This window comes from Shewanella putrefaciens (assembly GCF_016406305.1).
Classification (GTDB): Bacteria; Pseudomonadota; Gammaproteobacteria; order Enterobacterales; family Shewanellaceae; genus Shewanella; species Shewanella putrefaciens_C.
Genome location: NZ_CP066369.1, coordinates 1,307,370 through 1,331,812 on the forward strand (window position 1 = coordinate 1,307,370; position 24,443 = coordinate 1,331,812).

The 24,443-nt window shown below is 44.8% G+C and carries 17 protein-coding genes and 1 riboswitch; of the genes, 11 read left to right on the plus strand and 6 right to left on the minus strand.

Translation table 11 applies throughout. From position 1 onward, the window contains the following. Window positions 1-6 precede the first annotated feature (6 nt). From JFT56_RS05680 to JFT56_RS05695, 4 genes are all read left to right on the plus strand, one after another. The gene (locus JFT56_RS05680) at window positions 7-2,130 is read left to right on the plus strand and encodes an aldehyde ferredoxin oxidoreductase (RefSeq protein WP_198782725.1); all 2,124 of its coding nucleotides are present in this window, start codon (window positions 7-9) and stop codon (window positions 2,128-2,130) included. An 18-nt stretch (window positions 2,131-2,148) separates the two neighbouring features. Further along, window positions 2,149-2,670: a hypothetical protein gene (locus tag JFT56_RS05685; RefSeq protein WP_198782726.1), complete on the plus strand. Its 522-nt coding sequence runs from the start codon at window positions 2,149-2,151 to the stop codon at window positions 2,668-2,670. 220 nt (window positions 2,671-2,890) lie between these two features. Further along, window positions 2,891-3,451 carry a DJ-1/PfpI family protein gene (locus JFT56_RS05690; protein ID WP_198782727.1) on the plus strand — a complete coding sequence of 187 codons (561 nt, stop codon included), beginning with the start codon at window positions 2,891-2,893 and terminating at the stop codon, window positions 3,449-3,451. A 59-nt stretch (window positions 3,452-3,510) separates the two neighbouring features. Beyond that, complete coding sequence (locus JFT56_RS05695; protein ID WP_198782728.1) at window positions 3,511-3,816, plus strand: ribbon-helix-helix domain-containing protein; 306 nt, start codon at window positions 3,511-3,513, stop codon at window positions 3,814-3,816. Window positions 3,817-3,823: 7 nt separating this feature from the next. Here the strand turns inward: JFT56_RS05695 and JFT56_RS05700 are convergent, their stop codons facing one another. Together JFT56_RS05700 and JFT56_RS05705 are read right to left on the minus strand one after the other, a co-directional pair. Continuing rightward, window positions 3,824-4,576, minus strand: a complete 753-nt coding sequence (locus JFT56_RS05700) for a substrate-binding periplasmic protein (RefSeq protein ID WP_198782729.1) — start codon at window positions 4,574-4,576, stop codon at window positions 3,824-3,826. Between the two features lie 199 nt (window positions 4,577-4,775). Beyond that, a complete protein-coding gene (locus tag JFT56_RS05705; protein ID WP_198782730.1) occupies window positions 4,776-5,411 on the minus strand; it encodes a DUF2913 family protein in 636 nt (211 codons plus the stop codon). Window positions 5,412-5,706: 295 nt separating this feature from the next. Between JFT56_RS05705 and JFT56_RS05710 the strand changes: the two genes are divergently transcribed. From JFT56_RS05710 to JFT56_RS05720, 3 genes are read left to right on the plus strand one after another with little or no spacing between them, the layout of a single operon-like run. After that, window positions 5,707-6,927, plus strand: a complete 1,221-nt coding sequence (locus JFT56_RS05710; protein WP_198782731.1) for an EAL and HDOD domain-containing protein — start codon at window positions 5,707-5,709, stop codon at window positions 6,925-6,927. A 35-nt stretch (window positions 6,928-6,962) separates the two neighbouring features. After that, window positions 6,963-9,665 (plus strand): hybrid sensor histidine kinase/response regulator, encoded by a 2,703-nt coding sequence (locus JFT56_RS05715; protein ID WP_198782732.1) that lies wholly within the window; start codon window positions 6,963-6,965, stop codon window positions 9,663-9,665. Further along, window positions 9,652-10,911, plus strand: a complete 1,260-nt coding sequence (locus JFT56_RS05720) for a response regulator (RefSeq protein WP_198782733.1) — start codon at window positions 9,652-9,654, stop codon at window positions 10,909-10,911. The genes JFT56_RS05715 and JFT56_RS05720 overlap by 14 nt, the downstream gene beginning before the upstream one ends. 123 nt (window positions 10,912-11,034) lie before the next feature. Here the strand turns inward: JFT56_RS05720 and JFT56_RS05725 are convergent, their stop codons facing one another. Then, window positions 11,035-12,336, minus strand: coding sequence for a DEAD/DEAH box helicase (locus JFT56_RS05725; RefSeq protein WP_198782734.1), 1,302 nt, complete (start codon window positions 12,334-12,336; stop codon window positions 11,035-11,037). Window positions 12,337-12,612: 276 nt separating this feature from the next. After that, on the minus strand, window positions 12,613-14,181 hold the full coding sequence (locus tag JFT56_RS05730; protein WP_198782735.1) for a PAS domain-containing methyl-accepting chemotaxis protein: 1,569 nt from the start codon (window positions 14,179-14,181) through the stop codon (window positions 12,613-12,615). A 544-nt stretch (window positions 14,182-14,725) separates the two neighbouring features. On the opposite strand from JFT56_RS05730, the gene JFT56_RS05735 reads away from it, so the two are divergent. Beyond that, window positions 14,726-15,979: an HD-GYP domain-containing protein gene (locus JFT56_RS05735; protein ID WP_198782736.1), complete on the plus strand. Its 1,254-nt coding sequence runs from the start codon at window positions 14,726-14,728 to the stop codon at window positions 15,977-15,979. A gap of 72 nt (window positions 15,980-16,051) precedes the next feature. Here the strand turns inward: JFT56_RS05735 and JFT56_RS05740 are convergent, their stop codons facing one another. Continuing rightward, the gene (locus tag JFT56_RS05740; RefSeq protein ID WP_198782737.1) at window positions 16,052-17,839 is read right to left on the minus strand and encodes an aminopeptidase P family protein; all 1,788 of its coding nucleotides are present in this window, start codon (window positions 17,837-17,839) and stop codon (window positions 16,052-16,054) included. 372 nt (window positions 17,840-18,211) lie between these two features. On the opposite strand from JFT56_RS05740, the gene JFT56_RS05745 reads away from it, so the two are divergent. After that, window positions 18,212-18,997, plus strand: coding sequence for an ROK family protein (locus JFT56_RS05745; protein WP_198782738.1), 786 nt, complete (start codon window positions 18,212-18,214; stop codon window positions 18,995-18,997). A 333-nt stretch (window positions 18,998-19,330) separates the two neighbouring features. Further along, a riboswitch (cyclic di-GMP riboswitch) is annotated at window positions 19,331-19,419 on the plus strand. Between the two features lie 113 nt (window positions 19,420-19,532). After that, window positions 19,533-22,139, plus strand: a complete 2,607-nt coding sequence (locus tag JFT56_RS05750) for a glycosyl hydrolase family 18 protein (RefSeq protein WP_198782739.1) — start codon at window positions 19,533-19,535, stop codon at window positions 22,137-22,139. 119 nt (window positions 22,140-22,258) lie between these two features. Here the strand turns inward: JFT56_RS05750 and JFT56_RS05755 are convergent, their stop codons facing one another. Then, window positions 22,259-22,729, minus strand: coding sequence for an FKBP-type peptidyl-prolyl cis-trans isomerase (locus JFT56_RS05755; RefSeq protein ID WP_198782740.1), 471 nt, complete (start codon window positions 22,727-22,729; stop codon window positions 22,259-22,261). Between the two features lie 250 nt (window positions 22,730-22,979). Between JFT56_RS05755 and JFT56_RS05760 the strand changes: the two genes are divergently transcribed. Beyond that, window positions 22,980-24,323 carry a short-chain fatty acid transporter gene (locus JFT56_RS05760; protein ID WP_198782741.1) on the plus strand — a complete coding sequence of 448 codons (1,344 nt, stop codon included), beginning with the start codon at window positions 22,980-22,982 and terminating at the stop codon, window positions 24,321-24,323. Window positions 24,324-24,443 lie beyond the last annotated feature (120 nt).

The following is a 24,443-nucleotide window of genomic DNA, read 5'->3' on the forward strand; positions in this document are numbered from 1 at the left end:
AGTAATATGAGTGAACAAATAGGTGGTTGGGCGGGTAAAGTCCTCAGAGTTAATTTAACAACTAATCATATATGGTATGAGCCAATCAATAAATATTATGACTATATCGGTGGTATGGGGATTGGTTATAAAATATTGTGGGATGACCATAAGGATAATATTACTGCAATTGATCCAGATAATATTATTGTGTTTTCAGCAGGGCCATTAACGGGTTCAGGCGTTATATGTACCGGACGAACAACTATTACTTCCCGTAGTCCCGTCATTGAAAAACATCTGATTGCCGATGGTCACTTTGGCGGGCATTTTTCACCCGCAATGAAATTTGCCGGTTTCGATGCAATTGCGATAGAAGGCAAAGCGAGTAGCCCTGTGTGGCTGAAAATTGTCGATGATAAGGTCACGATTGAACCTGCCGATGCCCTATGGGGTAAAGGTATATTTGATACCCACGCTATGATAGCGCAAATGATGGGACCCAATGCACAGGTCGCTGCGATTGGCCAAGCGGGGGAGAACCAAGTGCCACTGTCAGTGATTATGACTCAGGGCGGGCACTCAGCCGGTGGTCATGGCTCGGTGATGGGCTCAAAAAATTGTAAAGGGATAGGCATTATCGGCACCGGCGCCGTTAAAATCGCCGCCAATAATGAAAAGATGCGCGCCTTAGATGACCATATTTTAGGGATTATCGGCGCCAACAATAATGGTGTCGTACCTTCAACGCCGCAATCTTGGGCTGAGTACTCAGCACCCATCAGCCGCTGGAAATCTCGGCCCGGTTTGAAGTGGGGCGCTGCCGATCAAGAAATCGATTTAGGCGAAGTGCCATGGAATGAACGCAATCGTATTGGGTTTCGAACCTCGATGGCAGAAAGCTATATAGGTGTGGAATACGCCAATAAGTGGATGAAGCGTACGGGGGGCTGTCATTCATGCCCAATACGTTGCTTCTGCGAGCTAAAAGTCCCTGAATTGAAAAGCAAATATAACCGTAAATCTGAACATATATCCAATGTGTGTATGGGGTTCCTTGTGCCACAGTATTTAATGGGCACCAAAAATGGTACCGAAGCACACGCTATGGTAGGCGCTTTAGGGGCACATATTCTCGATGATTATGGTATTTGGTGTAACTATGGCCTGATTTCACACATTTTTAAGTTTTTAAAAACTCACGATATGTTCAAACATTTATTGCCTGAAGAGGAATACAACAGTATCCCTTGGGCGCTTTGGGATAACCAAGATCCCGCTTTCTTGCTTGATTTCTATCGCCGAATTGCCTTTAAAGAAGGTGAAATCTCCCATATGGCCGACGGCTTATATGATTTGATCAAGCGTTGGGGCTTAGATGGCACTAATCCCGCGTTAGGTTATTGGGACATACATAAAGAGAGTAAAACCAAGGTCTTTAACCAAAAAACTAATGCTGCCGTGCACCATGCCAGTGAAACTGCAGGTCAGGTCGGTACGTTAATCAACGTCGTCTTTAACCGTGATGCCCAGTGCCATTCCCACATCAACATAGTTAATAGTGGATTGCCACACGATATGACAGTGGCGATTGCCGAGAAAAAATGGGGTGAAGGGGCATTCGATAAGGTGAATTGGTATACCCCAATCAATGCGGCAAAGATCCGTTTTGCTAAGTGGTCGCTGGTGAAAAATGTGTTACATGATTCGCTGACACTGTGTAATTGGATGTTCCCACTGCTGGCATCACCGGATAAAAATCGTAACTATGAAGGTGATAGCACCATTGAATCGCAAATGTTCAGCTTAGTCACAGGGATTGAAACCAGTGAGACTGAGTTAGATTTCAAGGCGGAAAGAGTCTTACATCTACACCGTGCCCTAACTATATTGCAGATGAATGAAAGCAATATGCGCGAAGAGCACGATGTGCTCTGCGACTGGGTTTACGATATGGATCCAGATAAAAACTTCGGTCAAGAGGGCACCATCAAGATGGACCGTGCTGACATGCAAACGGCGCTGGACATGTTCTATGAAGCCTTTGGTTGGGATATTCAAACCGGTGCGCCAACGCGGGCCACGCTCGACAAGTTTAGCCTAGGTTTTGTTGCCGATAGATTGGCGGCGCGAGGCCTATTACCCAGTTAAACACGATAGTTGGACACTATGATTGAACTTGTCGGTTATATCAGGGTATTTAGCCAACACGGACGCTTAGTCACGGCGGAGCAAATCGCCGCCGTGGCAGGGCTCGAATGGCATAGTAAGCAAACGGTTGATTGTTATATTCGCCTGATCCTCAATGGAAATTATGCGGATATTCAGATGCGTTTATCGGGTAAAGAGCATTATTTTTATTCCGAAAAATTCATCGTTGAACGCTATGCTGAGCAGTGGCTAGCCCTTAATCGTGGGGAAGATCTGGAGGCGATTGCCGCTCAGATCCGCCGTAACAGTTGCCGGCATACTGCGGTGTTTGAGGAAAGTGTACTGACCTTTGCCCCCTACCATTATGATGAACTCAAACTGGCTAAAACCCGAGATCTGTTGCCACAGCAGCCAGGAACCGAGGATATTTTTTACGCCAAGGATAATCAGGGGCGGGGGTACTATTACTCTACCCAAGGGCTGAGTCACAGTTATGCTGAAGTGCTGGCGAATTACGATCCCTATGAGTGGTCATACTGATATTCATTGTTGAGCCACTCTGGGTGATTAAGCGCTTAATTGAGCTATGTTGGCCTTTATAACGCCCCAGATTAAGCGCCTACGGGCGCTTTTTTTCTGGAATAAATTTGTAGTATTTGGTTGTTACCTTTGTCGCGGCAAGGGGAGTAAAGTGGAGAGGGTGTTTAGAGAGCGGTTGCAAACTTTCACTCAGATACTGTCCTAATAAAAGGAGTTTACCATGGCAAAAATTTTGATCATCGCCGGTGATTTTGTTGAAGATTATGAGCTAATGGTGCCATTTCAGGCGCTGCAAATGGTGGGTCACCAAGTTACCGTTGTTTGCCCCGATAAAGTGGCCGGACAAACCATTAAAACCGCAATTCATGATTTTGAAGGCGACCAAACCTACAGCGAAAAACCTGGGCATCTCTTTGCTCTAAATGGTGATTTTGCAAAGGTGAGTGCCAATGATTTCGATGCTTTACTGCTCCCAGGGGGCCGAGCACCGGAGTATTTGCGTTTAAATCCGTTAGTGCTGAATTTAGTGAGGGCGTTTTCGGAGCAAGATAAGCCCATGGCGGCCATTTGCCACGGCGCACAGTTGCTGACGGCGGCGGATGTCGTTGGCGGTAAAAAGGTTTCAGCTTACCCTGCATGTGCTCCCGAGGTGAGACAAGCGGGCGCTGAATATTGCGATATTGCCGTAACCCAAGCGATTACCGATGGCAAGCTTGTCACCGCCCCCGCTTGGCCAGCACATCCCGCTTGGCTTGCACAATTTAATCAGTTGCTTGGCTAGCTTATCAGTTTGATTTTGTGGCATAACAGTTCGGGTAGCCACCTAAGGGGAGTAAGACAGTGTGTGAAATTTATTCCGGCGCCGAACCCGAACTGTTCGAACTTAAAACCCGCTCGATTCGTATCGATGGTGTCGTGACCAGTGTGCGTCTCGAGGCGGTTTTTTGGCAAATCATAGAAGATATTGCCGACGAAGCGGACCTCAGTGTTGCGGCATTTTTAACGCGAATATATCAGGAAGTGTTAACTCGCGACGGCCGAGTGGCCAATTTTGCCTCTCTGCTGCGTGTCGCCTGTACAACCTATCTAAATGAAGGCAAACGTTTAGTGTTAAACCCTAAAGTGACCTTACAGCCAAGGAAATGAGCTAGGTTTAACTGGCTAACCTTTGGGTGTATTTTTTGATGATTTCGTCAATTTTACCATTGGCCTTCAGTGTGGCTATGGCTTGATTGATGGCAGGAAGCAAATCGGTATGTTCTTTTCGTAACCTAAACACTAAGTCACCATCAGAATGCACTGCCGCCAGTGCGACAGGGATCCGCAACTGAGTCGACCAATACAACGCCGGGTAATTACCTGCAATAACGGCATCGACTCTGTGTTTATCTAAGGCTTTGATCAGCTCCTGCTCGGAGGTGAAGTCGGCGCGGATAAAATCCTTGTCGTCGTGGTATAAATAACCGCGCACAGTGCCGATTTGTTTACCTTTTATCTGGCCGATATCTTTATATTTACTGACATTTTCTGGCAATGTGACCACATACTCAGTGATTTGCATTATGGGGACCGATTTGACAAACAGCGGCCCTAAATCCTGTTTTTCAAACCAACTTGGGCTGACGATATCAAAGTCGAGTTGACCGGTTTCCAGAGCGTTATTAGTGCGCTTTGGCGGCAGGGTGAGGATTTCACCGTCGATTTTCGCTAAGGATAAAATCATCGGGATAAGCTCTGTAATCATCCCCGGCGCCTCGGCTTGATCACCGATAAAATACGGATACCAAGAATAGGAGCCTGTGATATTGTATTTGAGCTGCTCCGCATAGGCGTTTGGTTGAGCAAAGCAAAGGGCGAACAAGGTAAATCGAACTAAGTGTTTATACTGCAAACATCGCTTAACCATATTGCTTTTATCCTTGTTATCTCTGCTTTAGCTAAGGCCTATCCTATGGCCATTCTACCTATACTGTGTGAATAAATTGTTTATTGGGTCACAATCGGTCACAATCGGTCACATAAGCCATAGTTAAACAGTTTTCAACTTTACGTCATTACACTTTAGGCCATTACACTTTACGCCATTACACTTTACGCTATGACGCCTAAGCCAATAGCTGACACAGGGCTGGCTGCTGATTATCAGGATAAATCCTATAGGCTTTATGGTGTTTAATTAGGCTCGCTTTCTTATTGCCTTGGCTCAGCAGTAGACCGTGGGATAGGGCGATGCGTGTGAGTTGTTGCTCATCGGCCCGCACATATAAATTAATTGGCTTAATGAGTTGGCCATCTTTGATATGTTGCGCCAACTCCTTTGCATCAATCACTAGGCTAGATTGACCATCGCCGTCGAGCTTGAGCTTAGTGCTGATTTCTGTGTCAGTAAAGACTAACCAATCGGCTTGTTTCAAAGTGTCTAGCATGGCATTTAATGCCGTGCCTAAAGCGGCTTCTGATTTTTCAACTGTTTGATATTGAAATATAATTCTCTCTAATAAACGCTTGAGTTCAGCACCTGCACCTTGGCTGCGGGCTAAACGTATCCATGCTGTAAGATCATCGGCAACCAGTTTAGAAAAGCGTTTTTCCTTTAGGGATTCAACCATCCAATTACACAGAAAGTGGCTTTCCTGCGCAGGGGTACGTTGTGCTTTTTTGGTTTGTGCCGATGCCGTTAAATCGGCAAGGCCTGCGAGGGCGAGTTCGAGCACAGCCTGGTTATAGGTTTGAGAATTCATTATGACTCCGCCGCGGGTTGAAGTGATGTTATCTATTTGAACATTGACGATTTTGATTGCGGCAGGATTAGTTTAACAAAGCGGCCATTAAATCGATAATGATTCTTGCGAATTGACTAGTCCAGTGCTGGTGGCCGTTGAGTGGCGAGTGATTTTATTCTTAAGGCTGACATCTTCATATCGGTTCTAAAAAGTACGGTTGAAAGAAGGGGACTCTAGGGCTAGACTGAAAATATTAAAGGATTGATCCACTTTTAAATATTAATTTAAGTGGTAATAATGGAAGAGGTGAGCTATGCGCTTTTATATGGCAAGACAACCTATATTGAATAGAAAAAAACATATTGTTGCCTATGAGTTACTCTTTAGAGATAGTCGAGAAAACCGTTTCCCGCAGGGGATTGCTGATAAAGTCGCTACCGCAAAACTACTCATAAATAGTTATTTGAATATGGATTTAGAAGAGTTAACTGAGGGTAAGCCCGCGTTAGTTAACTTTCCTGCTCATTTCTTGAGTGAGCATTTAGTGTATATGTTGCCATACAAAAATATTGTCGTTGAAATATTGGAAACAGTCAGTCCAAGTGAAGATAACTTTTGTGTTATTAAAGAACTACATAAAATTGGGTATTATCTGGCTTTAGACGATTTTGTATACTCTCCCCAGTGGGAGCGTTTTTTACCTTTTTTTAAACTGGTGAAAATCGACATAGTTGCAACACCACTTAATAGTATTTTCCATCTGATTCCAATGTTTAGACGGTATAACTTAAAGCTGTTGGCTGAAAAGGTTGAAACATTAGAAGAGTTTGCATTGGCTCAATCCCTAGGGTTTGATTATTTTCAGGGATATTTTTTCTGCAAGCCTGAAATAATGGAAGGAAATGATATTGGCTCTAGTCAATATCATTTAATGTCAATTTATAATGAAGTGATTAAACCTGAGTTTAGTTTTGATAAGTTGGAAAGGTATTTCTCACAGGATTTAGATCTTACATACAAACTACTAAAATTTGTCAATTCAAGCGAGTTTAAGCATGAAAAAGAGTTTTCCTCAATTAAACAAACAATGATTTTTTTAGGTGAAAATAAACTGCGTAAATTTGTTAGTCTGATTGTGTTAGCAGAACTCAATCCAAATAAACCAATAGCCCTAATACATAACACTATGATAAGAGCAAAGTTATGTGAAGAATTAGTCTCTTTAATGGGTTACCCCTCCCTAATGGAATCAGCTTTCCTAACCGGGTTACTCTCTACTTTGGATGCTATTTTAGACAAACCCATGGAGAGTGCATTAGAACAACTTCCACTAGATCAACAAATCAAATGTGCGTTACTTAACAATGAAGGTTGCTTAGCGCATTGCTTACAATTCGCATTAGCTTATATCGAGGGAGATTGGATTTCGGTCGATTATTTTACGGACACTTACAAAATTGACTCTGATAGGCTGATATCAAGGTGTGATAGAGCATACCATTGGTTAAGGCAGTATCGAAATTCTGTTCAATAGTGATAAAAGTAAGCTAACCATAAGGATATTGGTATATGAGTAGTGTGGATTTGAACTTGTTTAATTCATGTGCATTTATGCTATCACCTAAGGGCGAATGGTTAGATGAGAATCATGCATTTTCAATAGATACGTTTTTTTCAAGTTCAAAAGAAATACTGATTGAACATTTTAATACCTTGAAATTTAACTCATTACCAGATGATGAACTGATAGTAGATAATCATCATATAAGATTTAAAATACTAGAGGTTAAAACTAAAGACATTATTGTATTTTGTAGTGTTATAAATGGTTTTAAATTAACTCATAAAGCTGAATTTAAGCAATCTAACCACGTTGAAATCACTGGCCATGACAGCGAACACTGCCGTCCTGTTTGTTTCGATGCATTTACCACTATAAATCAATATGATTGCATTGAGTTTATGAGTGAAAATATTGGGGCTATATTTCCCTATATTGATACTCGCATTTATATAGGTAAGCCATTGTTGTTATTAGTGAGTGATGTTGTGAGTCGCGAGTTTAACGCTATTAATAAACAACCTTTTAAAGTACTTAAATGGTTTAAATTTAAACTTGAAAAAAATAAACGGATTAAGTTTACATTCAAAACTGCGTCTGGAGTGTTTCTCGAATATAGAGATGTTTTCCTTGCCGACGGGAGTCGATTTGGATTATTAATAGATAAAACTGCTAGCGCTAAACGTGAAGATGCGCTGATGCTGGAATATTCATCACTCGTTCAACTTAATAACAATCAGAGTGATTTTATCGCAACACTTGGTCATGAAATTCGGACACCATTAAATGCGATATTAGGTTTAATTGAGCTCAGCTTAGGTAGTGTGAGGGGACAAGAAAGAGTACTGCTATCTATAGCATTTAGTACTTCTAAACAAGTGTTATCTCTTATAAATCATATGTTAAACTTTAAAGGAGGGCGTGGAAATAGGCTGGATAATTCCAATAAAACCGTAGATATAAGGGTGTTGGCAGAGTCTATTGTTGATGCCTTCAGTGTTCAAGCAGATAAAAAAGGTATTGTGTTAGATTTTTATATGCCATTAAATTTTAGTGGTAAAGTAATTTGTGATGAAGTGAAAATAAGTCAAGTTATTTACAATTTAATTTCCAACGCCATTAAATTTACAGATAAAAGCAATGCTTTTATTTTACTATCTATTGATATATTGGATAAAACATTTGATAGTGTTAAATTAAAATTTTCAGTTGTTGATAATGGCATTGGTTTGAGTGAGGATGAACAATTACGAGTATTTGGTAAATATGAACAAGTCACTTCGACTGCTTACAGTCAACATCATGGTGTCGGATTAGGTTTATATATAAGTAAGAACATATGTAATTCGATGGGTACAGATCTTAAGGTGGTTAGTAAACCGGGTGAAGGTAGCACTTTCTATTTTGAAATAGAATTTATGTTAGATGATAAAGATACTAGTGAAATAGAAAGTTATACATATGGCTTAGAAGGGAATCGTTTAGCTAAGGCTTACACTAATAGTCTTGATTTTTATAATTCTTTAAATCTATACTCAAAAGAGATTAATTTTACTTTGTTATATTTGCCAAGTAATAAAATTGTTGATGTCGCTATTGCCGATGGAGTTTTATTTGTTGACTTAAATCAAGGAGATATCATTTCTATGGAGGAGTTTTTAAATCATATCTCCCTCCGTAATGAATGTACTATTGAATTGAGGAAGGTGTCATTGACTGAATCATATTTAGACTGTGAAATCATGTTGTATCCGCCCCTCAAAATACAACAAGTTATCGATTTTGTTAATGCTAAAAAACACTTAAATTGTATCGGTGACGGTAATATTACTGAGTTTGATTATAATAATATCAGTGTTTTGGTTATTGATGATTGCCAAGAGAATTTATTTGTTATTGAAAAACAGTTGCTATCTTTTGGCGTTAAAGCGACTTGTGTGCAAGATCCGATACAAGCCATTGAACTTTTTAAGGTGAATAAATTTAATGTCGTGATTTCAGATGTAGTGATGCCAACTATATATGGTGTCGATTTAGTGAGTGTTATTCGTGAGATTGAAAATTATAGGGAGTTAATCCCTTCGAACATTATTATGCTGACAGCAGAACATAGCGAGGACTGTAAAGATGAATGTTTGCAGGCTGGTGCTAACAGAGTACTCGTAAAACCGTTAGCCTTAAGCGAATTGGTGGATCTTTTGAATGACGTTAAGGCTACTTTTACCCATCATAAAAGCAATCACTTTGTTATAGCAGACAGTGATAATCAGATCGAAGAGCATGATTTTGTTTGTTTTGATGACCAGGATGCAGAACTGTGTGAGGTGACACTGCCGTCAACGTCTAAGGTGCAGTTGGTCAATTTATCAGAGATATATAATTTTGTTGGGGAAGATGTTAGCGATGAGGAGTTAGAGACATTTTTAGAACAATACTATAGTAACTTACTCCTAAAGCGTGAAGCGTTAAAATTAGCCATAATGGAGAATGATTGTCTAAAGATCGGTGCTATTAGCCATACGCTAAAAAGTAATTCTCTTTTTGTTGGTGCAAAAAAACTCAATTTATCTTGTCAAGAACTAGAAACTATTTCACGAGGTAATTCAGTTGATTACAATACATTATTAGACTGTTGGCAGGAAGTGGATGATGATTTGTTCACTTTAACGGAGTTTTTTATGGAAAGGAGTCACCAGAGTGGACAGAGTTAATTTTGAACATATCGTTCTCTATACAAATGATCAAGAAAATGACCGATTATTGATTGGTGTGCTAATACGTCATTTTTCTCGGATCCATGTTATTAAATCTAATGCTGAACTGATTGAACAGATAAAACAGTCAACACCTAAAGTTATTTTAGTTGCGGCTGAAACTTTGCAAGAAACTTTGCTCATTTATTACGAAGCCATTGAGGCGCTACAAGCGGTTGAAATATGTGAGCACGCGGTTGTTTCTCTCATTCCAAAACATCAAGAGAAAGAGGCATATGAGGCTTATCGCAGTGGAATAATTAATGACTACTTAATTGCTAGGCCCATGTATGAAATACATAGGGCAGTTATCATATGTACACATTTATTGAGAGAAATAGGGTTAAAGGGGAAATATAGAAAAGCTGAAGAATTTGTCAATGTGCAAGAAAATTACTCTGAGCATATAAAAGAGATCGTTCTAAGGGGCGCTCAGCGTAAGAAAGATTTGGAACATGACTTTGAGTTGAGTTTAGAGGCAATTGACAAGTCTTTAGATAAGGCCGAATCCCACCTAGCAAATAAAGAAGTTGCTGAATTAGATGTAGCATCATTAAAAAAAATATTATCTTTTATTCGTTCTAACGAGATTCGACCAGCACTGTTGAAATTGCAGAGTAAGGCATTGCACTTGCTCGAGCTTGTCGTGACAGACGTATCAAATGTTGCATCAGTTGCAGAAGCTCCTTTACCAGAAGATCAGGAGGTCTCCGTCATTCATCAGAATGGCTCTTCAGCATCTGACACTAAATACACATACAATAGATTATATTCTGAGTCAAAAGGTGTTACCCCATCGCAGGCTGCAATTGAAATTCCGATAGTCCCAAAGATGTTAATTGTTGAGGATGATCATATTAGTTTGAACCTCACTATTATGCTGCTTAGAACCTATGCGATAGAACTTGATACTTCTCTATCGGGACGTATGGCATTAGATTTATTGTCGAAGAAAAAATACGATGTTATTTTAATGGATATAAATCTTCCCGATACTAATGGGTTTTATATTATAAACCATGTAAATAAAACCAATGGAATAAACTCTATTACGCCTATTGTTATGTTGACGGGAAATAAAAATAAGTCATCTGTTCAGCAGGCCATCACAGCCGGTGCTAAAGGTTACATTATTAAGCCATTGCATAGGGAATCGATAGTAAAGCTTTTTAGGAAATACGATATTCCATTGCATTTACGTTGATATAAAATTTGATAATGAATGTCATCCTAACGGCAGTCGAATAAAAAAGCGTCCATTTTAGGACGCTTTTATGTATATTTTAGTTTGATTCAACCATGCAGCTATTTAAGCTTATCTCGCAAATCACTTTAGTTTTTTAGCTTTGCTTGGCGCTTGGCCGACTTTGACCTTGACGCGGCGGCCCTGCATGCTTTTTTCAGCTATAACCTGTGCACCAACATTGTCGGTTCTTTGTTGCTTTTTGGCAAAGCTACGGCGGGTTTGCAGTTGTTTTAGGAGCAGCTCGCGGCTGCCAACTTCATAACCAGGCACAGTGACACGGCGGATCTGTTGGCCGATCAATTTTTCGATATCCGCCAGCGTGCGCTCTTCTTCGCGGCTAACGAATGAAATGGCGACACCGGTTTTACCCGCGCGGCCAGTGCGACCGATACGGTGGACATAGTCCTCGGCGAGGAAAGGTAAGTCGTAGTTGACGACATATTCGAGGCTTGGAATATCCAGACCACGGGCGGCAACTTCGGTCGCCACTAATACGCGAACTTTACCTGCCACAAATTCGCGCAGGGCACGACGGCGACTGCCTTGGCCTTTTTCACCGTGGACCACTTCAGATGGGATCCCATCTAAGTTTAATTCTTTGACTAAGGTATCGGCGGCTTCACGGGTCGCGGTAAATACCAATACCTGTTGCCAGTTTTTCTTGCCGATAAGTTCAGATAACAGTTCGCGTTTACGGCGTTGTTCAACCGGATAAACCACTTGGCTGACGGTATCTGCGGTGGTGTTTTGTTTATCGACGCTGATCACCTGCGGTTTGACCATCATGTCGTTGGCGAGTTTCTTCACGGCACTCGAGAAAGTGGCCGAGAAAAGCAAGTTTTGACGCTTCTTATTCACCGCTTGGAGGATCTTTTGAATATCGGCGCTAAAGCCCATGTCGAGCATTCGATCGGCTTCATCTAACACTAAAAAGTCGACGTTAGACAGGCTTAAATTACAGGCGGTAAGGTGCTCGAGTAAACGACCAGGTGTGGCGACAATCACATCGGCGCCGCGTTTGAGCTTTTGCGCTTGAGTCTCGATTTTTACGCCGCCGTAAATCGTTAATACACTGAAGTTTAAATATTTACAGTAGGCTGTGACGTTATCAGCCACTTGTGCCGCAAGCTCGCGAGTCGGCGTAAGGATCAATACGCGGGCATTTGACTTTAGGGTTTCGCTTGGGTTTTCAACCATCTTTTGCAGGATAGGCAGTGCGAAGGCCGCTGTTTTACCTGTGCCCGTTTGTGCGCTGGCCAGCACATCTTGGCCGCGGCGAATAGCGGGTATCGCTTGCTGCTGAATAGGCGTCATTTTTTGATAACCGCAATCTGAGATAGCGCGCAAAATCTCGGGGGAAAAACTAAAAGATTCAAATCTCATTTTGGATTCCTATCATTCACTTATTCAAACATTCAAGCGCCAAGTTTGACTCTGCCACACAGGGCGCGACATCACACTGGGTTTGCTCATTCTTCCACACAGATTTATAAGAAAAATGGCGGGCGCGGAGTATAGCAAAATTTTCGGTTAAAACCTGTACTTTTTAACCTAGGCTGCGCTTTATGCCGACTTGGTGGCCCCAATACCTCAATCGAGTAAGGTATTGGGGCATAAGCGACCTTTCGCTAGAAGCGGTGTTTTGAATATGTTTATGCCCTAGCCAAAGGCGCGGCGTAACCCCTGCGCCTTTTGGGCATTGTGTTTTAGGTGGTTAGCTGCATCACCAATTTGATGGGTTGCGGCGAGGTTTTCACTGCTAGTTTGAGTGATAGAGTGAATATTATTGGTGATTTCATTGACCACTTGGCGCTGCTGATCGGCGGCAACGGCGTTTTGCTGGGCAAAGGTGTGGATCTCACTGACCTCTTGGTAGATGGTGTTGACGTTATTGGCGGATGCTTGAATATCATTGGCGCAGAGTTCGGCGTGTTGGCGGCTCTGCTCCATTTCCTTGGCCCAGGCATTTAACATGCTAAACATCTTATCGACACTCTGGGAAATGCTATTGGTTGACAGTTGGGTGCGGCTCGAGAGGGCGCGCACCTCATCGGCAACGACGGCAAATCCTCTTCCTTGCTCACCTGCGCGTGCGGCTTCGATGGCGGCATTGAGGGCGAGCAGATTCGTTTGTTCGGCGATGGAATCAATTTCACCCATGGCGTTGGCAACCCGTTCCGCCTCGCGATTTAATTGATGGGCATTGTTAGCCGCATCGGCAACGGATTTCGCTAATAATTCAATCTGTTGAGTATTAGCCTTCATATTGGCGCTACTTTTAAGGCAGAGGTCGTAAGCTGTGTTGATGCTGGTCGATGTTAGGTGGGTATTTTGTGCGACTTCGGCGATAGTGGCACTCATTTCTTCCATCGCACTGGCGAGTTGCTCTAGCTGGTTTTTCTCTTGATCTAGGCTTACATAGGTTTGCTCTGTGGTGACGACTAATTGGTCGGCGATAGCATGTAGATGATTGGCTTGGTCTTGGGTTCGACCGAGAACACCATTCATTTTGGCCTGTAGCATGATCAGTTGGAAATCAAGGATAGATGAGGTATCGGCACCTGAATATATATAACGGCTGATAGAGTCGTATTTTTGCTGCATTTGCAACAGCTGAGCCGGAATGCGAAAGGCCTCATCGTAGAAAATGGCCAAATTGAGGCTCATTAAAATGGCCCCTGCGATGATCACGCCCCATCCCCAAAAATAACCCGCGATCAGTAATCCCGTCGTGGCAACAATGGCTGAGACAAAACGCTTTTGCATCAAACTTAAGGGTTTTGGTATGGATTTATCCAGCTTAAGCCTTTGATAGATATCGCTCGCTTTAGTCACATAGGCCGCTTTGGGCTGAATGCGTACCGATTGATATCCTACGATAGTGCCGTTTTCGAACAGTGGGGATACGAAGGCATCGACCCAATAAAAATTGCCGTTTTTACAGCGATTTTTTACGACGCCACGCCAGGATTGACCGGATTTAAGCTTTTCCCACATTTCTTTAAATGCGGCACTGGGCATATCGGGGTGACGCACCACATTGTGGGGGGACCCCAGCAACTCTTGGGCGCTATAGCCGGAAATGCTAACAAAGCGGTCATTCACATAGGTGATGATGCCGCGATTATCTGTGGTGGAAATCAGTTCGTCTTGTGCGGTTAAGCGGATTTCTTGTTCAGTTCGTCCCATAGGGGAGGGGCGATTATCGATGACGTTACTCTGGCTCATTGTGCAGTCTGTCCATTCAGGGCCGATATTATGATTTTGGGTAAAATCGAATGTGCTAAATATGCGCCATCTCTCATAGGAGGTAGCTTGTTATGTGACAATGGTATCATTTTAGTGTGGGTATAGGAGAGGGCTTTTTTACCTTAGTCCTGTGATTATCAATCGTTCGTTGTATTTATAACTTACTGCCCAATATGAGATTTTTGATGTTTTGTGGCAATGTAGCACCCGCGTTTATCCTGTTTATTGGCTAATTCCAGTATTTTATATAGGGTTAATTGGATCTGGGTTTAATTCATGTGGGAGTCTGCTGTTGTTGGCAGAGCTTGATAGCTTAAATACCTATAAAGAGATAAGGCCCGGGTCGTTGTGGGGATAATGAGCGTCTATGGGGTTGATCTGCCAGTTTATACTTGTTCGACTATGCTTTAATGGGTTTGAGTTCTTGTGTGCAGCCTAACCTATTATTCATCTATATTGATGGGGGGATGCATTCTTTAACCCACTGGGTTACCACGGAATACCATTGCAAAAGGACCTTCCCATGGCGATAGCTCTGCGAAGTGATGTAACCAGCTCAAATAATGCCGTATGCCTACCACATTGGCGGCGATTGATTTTTAAACGTTTATTTGGGTTTCTCGCCATTCTGTGCGTGCCCGTCTATATCACCAGCGTGTATCTCTGTGCGATTGCCCAGTTATGGGGCATGGTGATATTTGATACGTTGGCGTATCTATGTTTACTGGCTTTACTCCTGCTTCCTCATTTTTCCGATAAGACCCGTTTTGGTATCGGTTGTTTGCTCGGCTATGCCATCGGGGTTGGTTTTTTGATCACTATAGGTCCTTCTGGCGCGGGATTTTTCTGGTTATTTATCTTCCCGCCATTAGTGAGTATTTTTTTGGGGCGTCGAGCCAGCTTTTATGCGCAGTTTTTAAATGCATTCAGTTTGATATTGATTGGCATCGCTTACCATTTTCAATGGTTGAACTGGCCAATAACCCAAGACTATAGCGTAGGAATTTGGGCTGTAGTGGCGGTCAATTTTTTAGTCACTAATGCGATGTTGACCTTAACTATGGGCTATCTATTAGAAAAACTCAGTGTGGCCTTAGACTCCACTTTAGCCTCTAGGCAAGCAACCGTATTGGGTTTAGCCAAGTTGGCCGAATATCGAGATAACGAGACAGGGGCGCATTTATTACGGATGCGGCAGTATTCTAAAATGCTCGCCGCCCAGCGCATGTTAGCCGAAAATCCCCCCGCAGAATTGAACGAAGATTTTATTCAAGACATTAGTTTATCAGCCATTTTGCACGATATAGGTAAAGTCGGTATCGCCGATGCCATTTTGCTTAAGCCGGGTAAATTAACCCCCGAAGAGTTTGAGCAGATCAAAGCCCATCCTGTCATTGGGGGGCAAGTGTTACGCAGTTTGTTGGAATATGCGCCCCAATGTACTTTTATTCAAATGGGACGGGATATTGCCTCCGGACACCATGAAAAATGGGATGGCAGTGGCTATCCCTATGGTTTAAAAGGGGAAGATATCCCACTGTCGGCCAGAATTGTCGCCCTTGTCGATGTTTATGATGCGCTCACTTCGCCCCGTTGCTATAAGCGTCCTTTCAGTCACCAAGAGGCGATTGATTTGATCCTTGAGGGAAAAGGCAAGCATTTCGATCCCGTTTTAGTCGAGTGTTTTATGGCGATTCACGGGGAGTTTGAAGCCCTATCTAAGGCCTCTTTAGATAACGAGGTGCGGCTCGCTATGATGCAGCCTAAGGTTGTGTAGTCGCTAATTCCCGATACAAAAACGCCCAAGAGGCATAGACCCTTGGGCGTTTTAGTTAAAACTCGGTATGGGTTAAATGGCGCGGGTGGCCTGTGTTAACCATGTGAGTTCATCGCCCGACATCAGGGGGGCGAGGGTATTAAACACTTTACTATGGTATTGATTAAACCAGTCGATTTCCCCTTGGGTTAACAGGCTCTTATCGATAAGGCGTGCGTCCATCGGGATCATTGTCAGGGCATCGAACTCATATATTTCACGCTCGGCCCCGTTAAGTGCTTCACAGTGTTGCACTACCACTAAGTTCTCTAAGCGAATACCAAAACTCTCTGCGCGGTAGTACCCTGGCTCGTTAGAGAGCACCATGCCTGGCATCAGGGCAATAGCGTTAACATTCTTGCCTATGCGCTGCGGACCTTCGTGCACACTTAAAAAATGACCCACACCATGGCCTGTACCGTGATCGTAATCAAAACCATGTTGCCATAAATATTGGCGGGCGAATGCATCGAGCTGCTGGCCTGAGGTGCCTTTCGGGAAGCGAGCTTGGTCGAGGGCAATATGACCTTTTAGCACCAGTGTGACCATCTTTTTATGCTCATCGGTCACTTCACCTATCGCAATGGTACGGGTCACATCTGTCGTGCCATCAATATATTGCGCGCCAGAATCCACTAAGTAGATACTGTCCATTGTCATCATGGCTGGTGTGCCATTGTTGTGATTGTAATGGCACATGGCAGCATTGGCACCGGCGGCTGAAATGGTATCGAAACTTGGCTCGCGGTAACGCTCATCTTCTAGGCGAAAGCTTTCTAATTTATCCGCAAGGGTGCCTTCATCGTGCATGCGATTGGCTGCCACTTCGGCATCGAGCCATGCAAGGAATCGGCTCACGGCGACGCCATCGCGGATATGACAGGCGCGCATGCCAGCCAGTTCTGCTGGGTTTTTCTGCGCCTTAGGTAAAGAGGCTGGATCGATTCCGGCAATCAATTTTGCCCCGGCTTCACGGGCGAGGTTTTGTGCCCAAGCGTTAGCCGAATTGGGATCCGCAAGCAGTTTTACACCCTGCATGCTGGCGAGTGTATCGGCAAGAGATGCCTCGCTCTTAAAGCTTACGCCAGCCCCGACATGCTCCTCAATGCCCTCTGGGAGCTTGCTTAAATCGGTGAAGAGCTGCATATCACCATTGGCGTGGAGCAGCGCACTGCCGAGCACCACCGGTAGGCGCGGTACATCGTTACCGCGAATATTGAGTAGCCAGCAAAAGGAGTCTAAGGCGGCGATTAAGGCGACATCGGCGCCGGCTTTTTTCACTAAGGCACCAATTTCAATGCGTTTTTGTTGGCTCGTTTTGCCGGCACTGTCATTGCAAAACAAAGTGATAGGCGCGCTCGAGGGGGCGGGGCGATTCTGCCAATGCAAATCGATGGGATTTTGTTCCACAGCCACTAATTCGATTTGGGCTTTGCTTAAGGTTGCTTTGGCATTTTCATACCAAGCTAAGGTATGCAATCTTGCATCGAAGCCAACGCGGGAGCCCGCGGCTAGCGTGTCACATAACCACTCTATTTGTGGGGTGTCGGTCAGACTCTCATAGCTGAAGAGGTTGGCATCGACTTGCAGGCGAACTTGCACCGTATAGCGGCCGTCGGTAAAGATAGCGGCCTTATCTTTCAATACGATAGCCATGCCCGCCGAGCCGGTAAAATCCGTTGCCCAATATAAACGCTCATTGTGTTCTGGCACATATTCGCCTAAGTACTCATCGGCGCGGGGAATAATAAAAGCATCTAAATGGGCGGCGGCCATTTCGCTACGAATCGCATCGAGACGCTGGGCTATCTTGTGTGACATAGGGGCTCCAATGGGTCTGCTTTGGTCGTGGGGTACATTCCCACTGAATCCTGCATCTTCAGGTTATTTGGGTGTATTGCTGGCGGCGATTATCGCAAGCACTATGGCAAAGTTGCAAGGGGATGGAATAAAGGATTTTGTATACAATTTTTTTAAAGGGTGCCCAACTACCCGCGACTAGGGCCAGTATTTTGATGTGATCTCCTGCAAAAATTTATTACCGCCTGCTGTCTACCTCACGTATTTTTTGGCACTACACCTTACAAATTAGCAACTTAACTTTTATTCAATCGCTAATATACCCCCCTTGTGCTAACATTCGCCATCTCCGCTCGGGGTCAGAGGGGAGCACATGTATCAGTGGAGTTGACGATGCAAACATTAACAATAGACGTGGGCGGTACCAAAGCCCTATTCGAACTTCAGCTCGCGGGGCATACAGAACAATATAAAATCCCCACAGGTGAAGGCTTTAAAATTGAAGAGTTAAATAATCAAATCGCAGCCCTAGAACGGGATTACGATTTACAAGATTACCAATTAGCGATAGCCGTACCTGGACTCGTACAACATAATCGTTTGGTCTCCTGTAAGTCGTTACCCGGTCTCAATGGGTTAAGTTTTGACACAGTAAAAACCCAGGGCGAGCTTAAGCTTATCTGCAACGATATCGATGCCGGTATGCAGGCAACCTGCGATGCAAAATATGCCTGTGAGTTATTGGTGATGTGCGGCACAGGGATAGGTATGTCAATTGCCTTCAATGGCAAGGTATTTACCGGCGCATCCGGTGTGGCGGGGGAGCTTGGTCATTGCCGCGTGATGACCGAATCCGGCGAGTTTAGTTTAGAGCAACTCGCCAGTGGCGATTCAGTGCGAAGCCGCAAAATTTCCACTCAGGATGATTTGTATCGTGCGGGCAGTTACCTTGGCATGGGGCTGGCGTGGGCGGTTAATTTATTTAATCCCAATCGCATCTGGTTAGCGGGCGGCATGATGAACAGTGCGCCTTACTACAAGGGGTGTCTCGAAAGCTTAAAACAAATGGCTTTGAGCGCGCCCCTAGCCGAGATGAAAATTCATCGGGTCGATGATATGGAAACCTTAGTGTGTCGTGGGTTATCCGTGATCCTAGCGAGGGATTTTTCACCAGCCTAGGCATAGACGTTAGTTTCGCGTTTGATAAACCACAGAATAGGGCGGTCTATTGTTATCATCTTACTGTGATACATGGGCTGCCCTTTTTAACGTTATTTTTTGAGATTATTTTCGCCCGTCCTTGTGCTGTCACCGCCTATTTAGTGAATGATGTAATTATTTTATTGCTGTTAAAACAGTTGATTAAATATTGCTCCCAGGATTAATCGCTTTAGAAAGCGACGTCGGGATAGCATCGTTTTTATCAGTATGATATCCCATATTGTTAATATTTGGTTGCAATTTAAATCAAGGTGCGTTTATGCTGATTATCGTAATGACAACGTTGTCATTGCGTGTAAAAGGCAAACCAGTTGAAAGACTGGGACGCAAAGCCTCCGGTCTAAGGGTTCGTCAGTACCTATGATAGCGGGGATACCACAGGTTTTTCTTCGTGCAATGGTCCGTCGTGTTGCATGGTCTTAAGAGAGTGTTGTTTCCTGTCTAAGCTTTGTTTGCCTTATTGATGCATATCAACATTCAATAGGGATATCTCATGTTCAAGACTCAAATTTCAACATCAGCCTTGCTGGTGGCATCGGCGCTGGCATCTACCGTGAGCTTTGGTGCATTTGCCGCCGCGCCCGGTAAACCGACGATAGGTTGGGGCGAAACTAAATTCGCCATTATTGAAGTTAATCAATCCGCTACGGCTTACAATCAGTTAGTGACTGTCAAAGATGCCGCCGACGTGTCCGTCAGTTGGAACCTTTGGAGTGGCGATGTAGGCAATAAAGCCCAAGTGTTGCTCAACGGCAATCTGGCTTGGGAAGGCCCCTCGGGTGCTTCGGGCACCGCTAACTTTAAGGTGAATAAGGGCGGCCGTTATCAGATGCAAGTGCAGCTGTGTAACAACGAAGGTTGTACCGCCAGCGATGCCAAAGAAATCCTTGTCGCCGATACCGATGGTAGCCATTTAGTGCCGCTCAATGCTCCCCTACAGGAAAACAATCGTCCCTACGCGAATAAATCCGGTAAAGTGGTCGGCAGTTACTTTGTCGAATGGGGAGTATACGGGCGTAAGTTCCCGGTCGATAAAATTCCAGCACAAAACTTAACCCACATTTTATATGGCTTTACCCCTATCTGTGGCGGCGATGGCATCAACGACAGTTTGAAAGAAATCGAAGGCAGTTTCCAAGCGTTGCAACGTGCCTGTAGTGGCCGCGCCGATTTTAAAGTCGCTATCCACGATCCTTGGGCGGCGGTCCAAATGCCGCAGGCGGGCGTGAGTGACTATTCCGATCCCTACAAGGGCAACTTCGGCCAATTGATGGCACTGAAGCAAGCCCACCCCGATTTAAAGATTTTGCCTTCGGTCGGTGGCTGGACGCTATCCGATCCCTTCTTCTTTTTGGGTGATAAAACCAAGCGCGATACCTTTGTCGCGTCGGTGAAGGAGTTCCTGCAGACGTGGAAATTCTTCGACGGTGTGGATATTGACTGGGAATTCCCCGGTGGTAATGGCGCTAACCCTAATCTAGGTAATGCCAACGACGGTGAAACCTATGTGACCCTGATGCGTGAACTGCGCGCCATGCTCGATGAGCTGAGCGCAGAGACAGGCCGTACCTATGAGCTCACTTCTGCCATCAGTGCGGGTGATGACAAGATTGCTAAAGTCGACTACCAGGCTGCACAGCAGTATATGGATTACATCTTCTTGATGAGTTACGACTTCAATGGTGGTTGGACTAACACTGAACTTGGTCATCAAACCAACCTTTATGAGGCGAGTTGGGATCCCGATACCCGCTATACCACAGACAAGGGCGTAAAAGCCCTGTTAGGCCAAGGTGTGACACCCGGGAAAATTGTGGTCGGTGCTGCTATGTACGGCCGCGGCTGGACGGGCGTCAATGGCTACAGCGGCGATAACCCATTCACGGGCACTGCAACGGGTAAAGTGAAAGGCACATGGGAAGCTGGCGTAGTGGATTATCGCCAGATAGTGAACGACTACATGGGCAGCGGTTGGACTTACAGTTACGATGAAACGGCCGAGGCGCCATCGCTGTTCAAGGCATCGACTGGCGATTTAATCACCTTCGATGATGCTCGTTCAGTTAAAGCCAAGGGCCAATATGTGCTCTCTAATCAACTCGGAGGCCTGTTTGCGTGGGAAATCGATGCCGATAACGGCGATATCCTCAATGCGATGCACGAAGGTTTAGGTCATGGTGAAGGCACGACGCCACCGGTGAATAAAGCGCCGATTGCCAATGCGGGCGCGGATGTCATTGTCACTGGTCCAAGCGATGTGGTGCTCAATGGCACAGGTTCGCGGGATCCTGAAAATGAGGCGCTGACGTATCTTTGGACGCAAGTGTCTGGTCCAACGATTGCCATCGCAAATGCGGATATGGCGAGTGCAACGATTCAACTGAGTGCAACATCTACCGATGTCGTTTATGGTTTTAGCCTCAAAGTAACGGATCCAGAGGGGCTATCTGCCACAGATTCTATGGCAGTGACCAACAAGGCGGATACACCCAATCAAGCTCCCGTGGTGAGTGTGGCTGCCACTGCGACAGTGGAAGCGGGGAAAACCGTCAGCATAGTGGCGAGCGCCTCCGATGCCGATGGTGATGCCTTAACCTACGCTTGGACTGTGCCCGCTGGTGTGTCGGCAACCGGACAAAATAGTGCCACATTAGTGGTCACTGGGCCCAATGTCACCGAAGCGACCAGTTATGGTCTGAGTGTGCTGGTTTCCGATGGTGCCTTAGATGCGAGCGCATCGACTCAGTTGACGGTAACACCAAAAGTGGCAGGTGGAGATTGCGATGCGACCGATCCCAATGCCGGTAATTATCCTGCTTGGCAAACCAGTGTGGTGTACAACACGGGCGATACTGTGAGTCATAGTGAGTTGGTATGGAAAGCGAAGTATTGGACGCAGGGCAATACACCATCTCGCACCGCAGACCAATGGCAGTTACTCAGTCAAGTGGATCTCGGTTGGGATGCGGGTGTCGCCTATACTGGCGGTCAAACTACTCGCTATAACGGTCGTCAATGGAAGGCGAGTTACTGGACTAAAGGTGATGTACCCGGCGTTGCGGCGGTATGGGTCGATATTGGTGCAGCAAGCTGTCCTTAATTATCCAACTTACTAATATTATTTGAGTTATAGAGACAAAAAGCCCTGCGATAATGCAGGGCTTTTTATTGATTAGATTTTTTGCTTGATGTTTTTAGGCAGTCGAATTTACGGCTGATTTAATCAATCTTAAGCAGTTCCACATCAAAAATGAGCACTGAACCACCGCCAATCTTGCCCGTGCTGCGGTTGCCGTAGGCGAGATCGCTCGGGATAAAGAAACGATATTTATCGCCAACCACCATCAGCTGCACGCCCTCGGTCCAACCTTTAATCACGCGATTAAGGGGAAATGCGATGGGTTCACCGCGATCAACCGAACTATCAAACACAGTACCGTCAATCAAAGTGCCGTGATAATGCACAGTTACTGTATCGCTGGCTTTAGGGTGAACTGTGCCTTCGCCTTGGGTTAACACTTGATATTGCAAACCCGAAGCTGTGGTGATCACACCTTCTTTGGTTTTGTTTTGGGTTAAAAATTCATTGCCTAAACGGATATTCTCTTGGGCGGCTTTTTGGCCGTTCATCGAGGTAAAGAAGTAAAAAATCACCCCAGCTATCACCACAATGGCAAGTAACATTTTCATATAAAGAGCACCTTAAGTTAATTTTCGCCATGTTATCAGTTTTTTAGCGTGTGAGGCTACTTATGGCAACTCAGCCTTTAATTGGATGACTGGCGTTACATTTTCCTACAGTTAAAAACTGCTGCAAGACTTTATACCGCTTTAGAGATCGCTTAACCTGTGAGCTTAAGACTCAATAAAAATTCAATAAAAACAGATAAGAACTAGGGCGTGTTGACGTTTTAGTCCAGATAATAAACAAGGAAAGTCTATGTTAAACAAAGCGGCAAAACCTCTGGTCAAACTCGTCGACCGCTATCTACCCGATCCCTATATTTTCGTGCTCTTACTCACCTTAGTGGTGTTAATTGCGGCAGTGGTCGCCGAACACAAAACGCCGCTGGAAGTCATCAGTTATTGGGGTGATGGCTTTTGGACCCTGTTAAGTTTTTCGATGCAGATGCTGTTAGTGCTGGTGGCGGGATTTATGTTGGCAAGCTCGCCACCGATAAAAAAGTTGCTCGATATGATTGCGGGGTTCGCTAAGTCTGCGCCCCAAGCCATTATTTTAGTGACCTTAGTATCCCTAGTTGCCAGTTGGATTAATTGGGGATTTGGGTTAGTGATCGGGGCCTTATTTGCCAAAGCCTTAGCCCGTCGAGTGAAAGTGGATTATCGACTGCTGGTCGCCAGCGCCTATGCGGGCTTTGTGGTTTGGCATGGCGGCCTTGCGGGGTCTATCCCATTAACCATAGCGACGGCGGGACATTTCACCGAATCACAAATTGGTATCATCCCCACCAGTGAAACCATTTTTGCAAGCTTTAACTTACTGTTAGTCGCAGTTTTATTTGTGGTTATCCCCCTAGTGAATCGTTTTATGTTGCCTGAGGAAAAGGACAGCATTTATGTGGATCCTAAGGTGCTTAATGAGCCTGACGTCGAAAATGCTCCTTCTATGTTGGATGCGGACAGTGGTAAGGATAATTCGAATCGTCCCGCAGATAAGTTAGAAAATAGCCGCTTACTCGGCTGGAGTGTTGGTGGCGCAGGACTCGTGTACTTATGCTATTACTTTTGGGTGCAGGGCGGCAGCTTAAATCTCAATTTAGTGAATTTCTTATTTTTGTTCCTCGCCATAGTGTTACATCAAACGCCACGCAGTTTACTCACCAGCTTAAATGAGGCGATCAAGGGCGGCGCAGGCATAGTGATCCAATTTCCCTTTTATGCGGGCATTATGGCGGTGATGGTGCAATCGGGTTTAGCCCAGAGTATCTCTGAGGGCTTTGTGGCCATCGCCAGTGCCGATAGCCTGCCATTTTGGAGCTTTATCAGTGCGGGAATTGTGAATATTTTTGTACCATCGGGAGGTGGCCAATGGGCCGTGCAGGCGCCGATTATGTTACCCGCAGCGCAGGCCTTAGGTGCCGATGTCGCTCGGGTCGCAATGGCCGTTGCCTGGGGCGATGCGTGGACTAACCTCATTCAACCTTTCTGGGCACTGCCGGTGTTGGCCATTGCGGGCTTAAAAGCACGGGATATTATGGGCTTTTGCTTAATGCAGCTGATGATCACCGGCGTGATTATCAGCATCGCATTGAGCTGGTTCTAAAGGCAGAGTGACAGTCGGTTTTGCATTTTATTCCTGTTGAATTTTAGAGCTAAGGGCAATCTTTAATTGCCCTTTTTTATTGTCATCCCAAAACCACCGCCTCTGGCGGTGGTGATTGTT

What these genes read in the sequence shown, in the direction of transcription:
- JFT56_RS05705 (WP_198782730.1), bottom strand. Translation starts at nt 5,411, where the DNA reads ATGAATTCTCAAACCTATAACCAGGCTGTGCTCGAACTCGCCCTCGCA.
- JFT56_RS05730 (WP_198782735.1), bottom strand. Translation starts at nt 14,181, where the DNA reads ATGAGCCAGAGTAACGTCATCGATAATCGCCCCTCCCCTATGGGACGA.
- JFT56_RS05725 (WP_198782734.1), bottom strand. Translation starts at nt 12,336, where the DNA reads ATGAGATTTGAATCTTTTAGTTTTTCCCCCGAGATTTTGCGCGCTATC.
- JFT56_RS05685 (WP_198782726.1), top strand. Translation starts at nt 2,149, where the DNA reads ATGATTGAACTTGTCGGTTATATCAGGGTATTTAGCCAACACGGACGC.
- JFT56_RS05760 (WP_198782741.1), top strand. Translation starts at nt 22,980, where the DNA reads ATGTTAAACAAAGCGGCAAAACCTCTGGTCAAACTCGTCGACCGCTAT.
- JFT56_RS05750 (WP_198782739.1), top strand. Translation starts at nt 19,533, where the DNA reads ATGTTCAAGACTCAAATTTCAACATCAGCCTTGCTGGTGGCATCGGCG.
- JFT56_RS05745 (WP_198782738.1), top strand. Translation starts at nt 18,212, where the DNA reads ATGCAAACATTAACAATAGACGTGGGCGGTACCAAAGCCCTATTCGAA.
- JFT56_RS05735 (WP_198782736.1), top strand. Translation starts at nt 14,726, where the DNA reads ATGGCGATAGCTCTGCGAAGTGATGTAACCAGCTCAAATAATGCCGTA.
- JFT56_RS05755 (WP_198782740.1), bottom strand. Translation starts at nt 22,729, where the DNA reads ATGAAAATGTTACTTGCCATTGTGGTGATAGCTGGGGTGATTTTTTAC.
- JFT56_RS05715 (WP_198782732.1), top strand. Translation starts at nt 6,963, where the DNA reads ATGAGTAGTGTGGATTTGAACTTGTTTAATTCATGTGCATTTATGCTA.
- JFT56_RS05700 (WP_198782729.1), bottom strand. Translation starts at nt 4,576, where the DNA reads ATGGTTAAGCGATGTTTGCAGTATAAACACTTAGTTCGATTTACCTTG.
- JFT56_RS05680 (WP_198782725.1), top strand. Translation starts at nt 7, where the DNA reads ATGAGTGAACAAATAGGTGGTTGGGCGGGTAAAGTCCTCAGAGTTAAT.
- JFT56_RS05740 (WP_198782737.1), bottom strand. Translation starts at nt 17,839, where the DNA reads ATGTCACACAAGATAGCCCAGCGTCTCGATGCGATTCGTAGCGAAATG.
- JFT56_RS05690 (WP_198782727.1), top strand. Translation starts at nt 2,891, where the DNA reads ATGGCAAAAATTTTGATCATCGCCGGTGATTTTGTTGAAGATTATGAG.
- JFT56_RS05710 (WP_198782731.1), top strand. Translation starts at nt 5,707, where the DNA reads ATGCGCTTTTATATGGCAAGACAACCTATATTGAATAGAAAAAAACAT.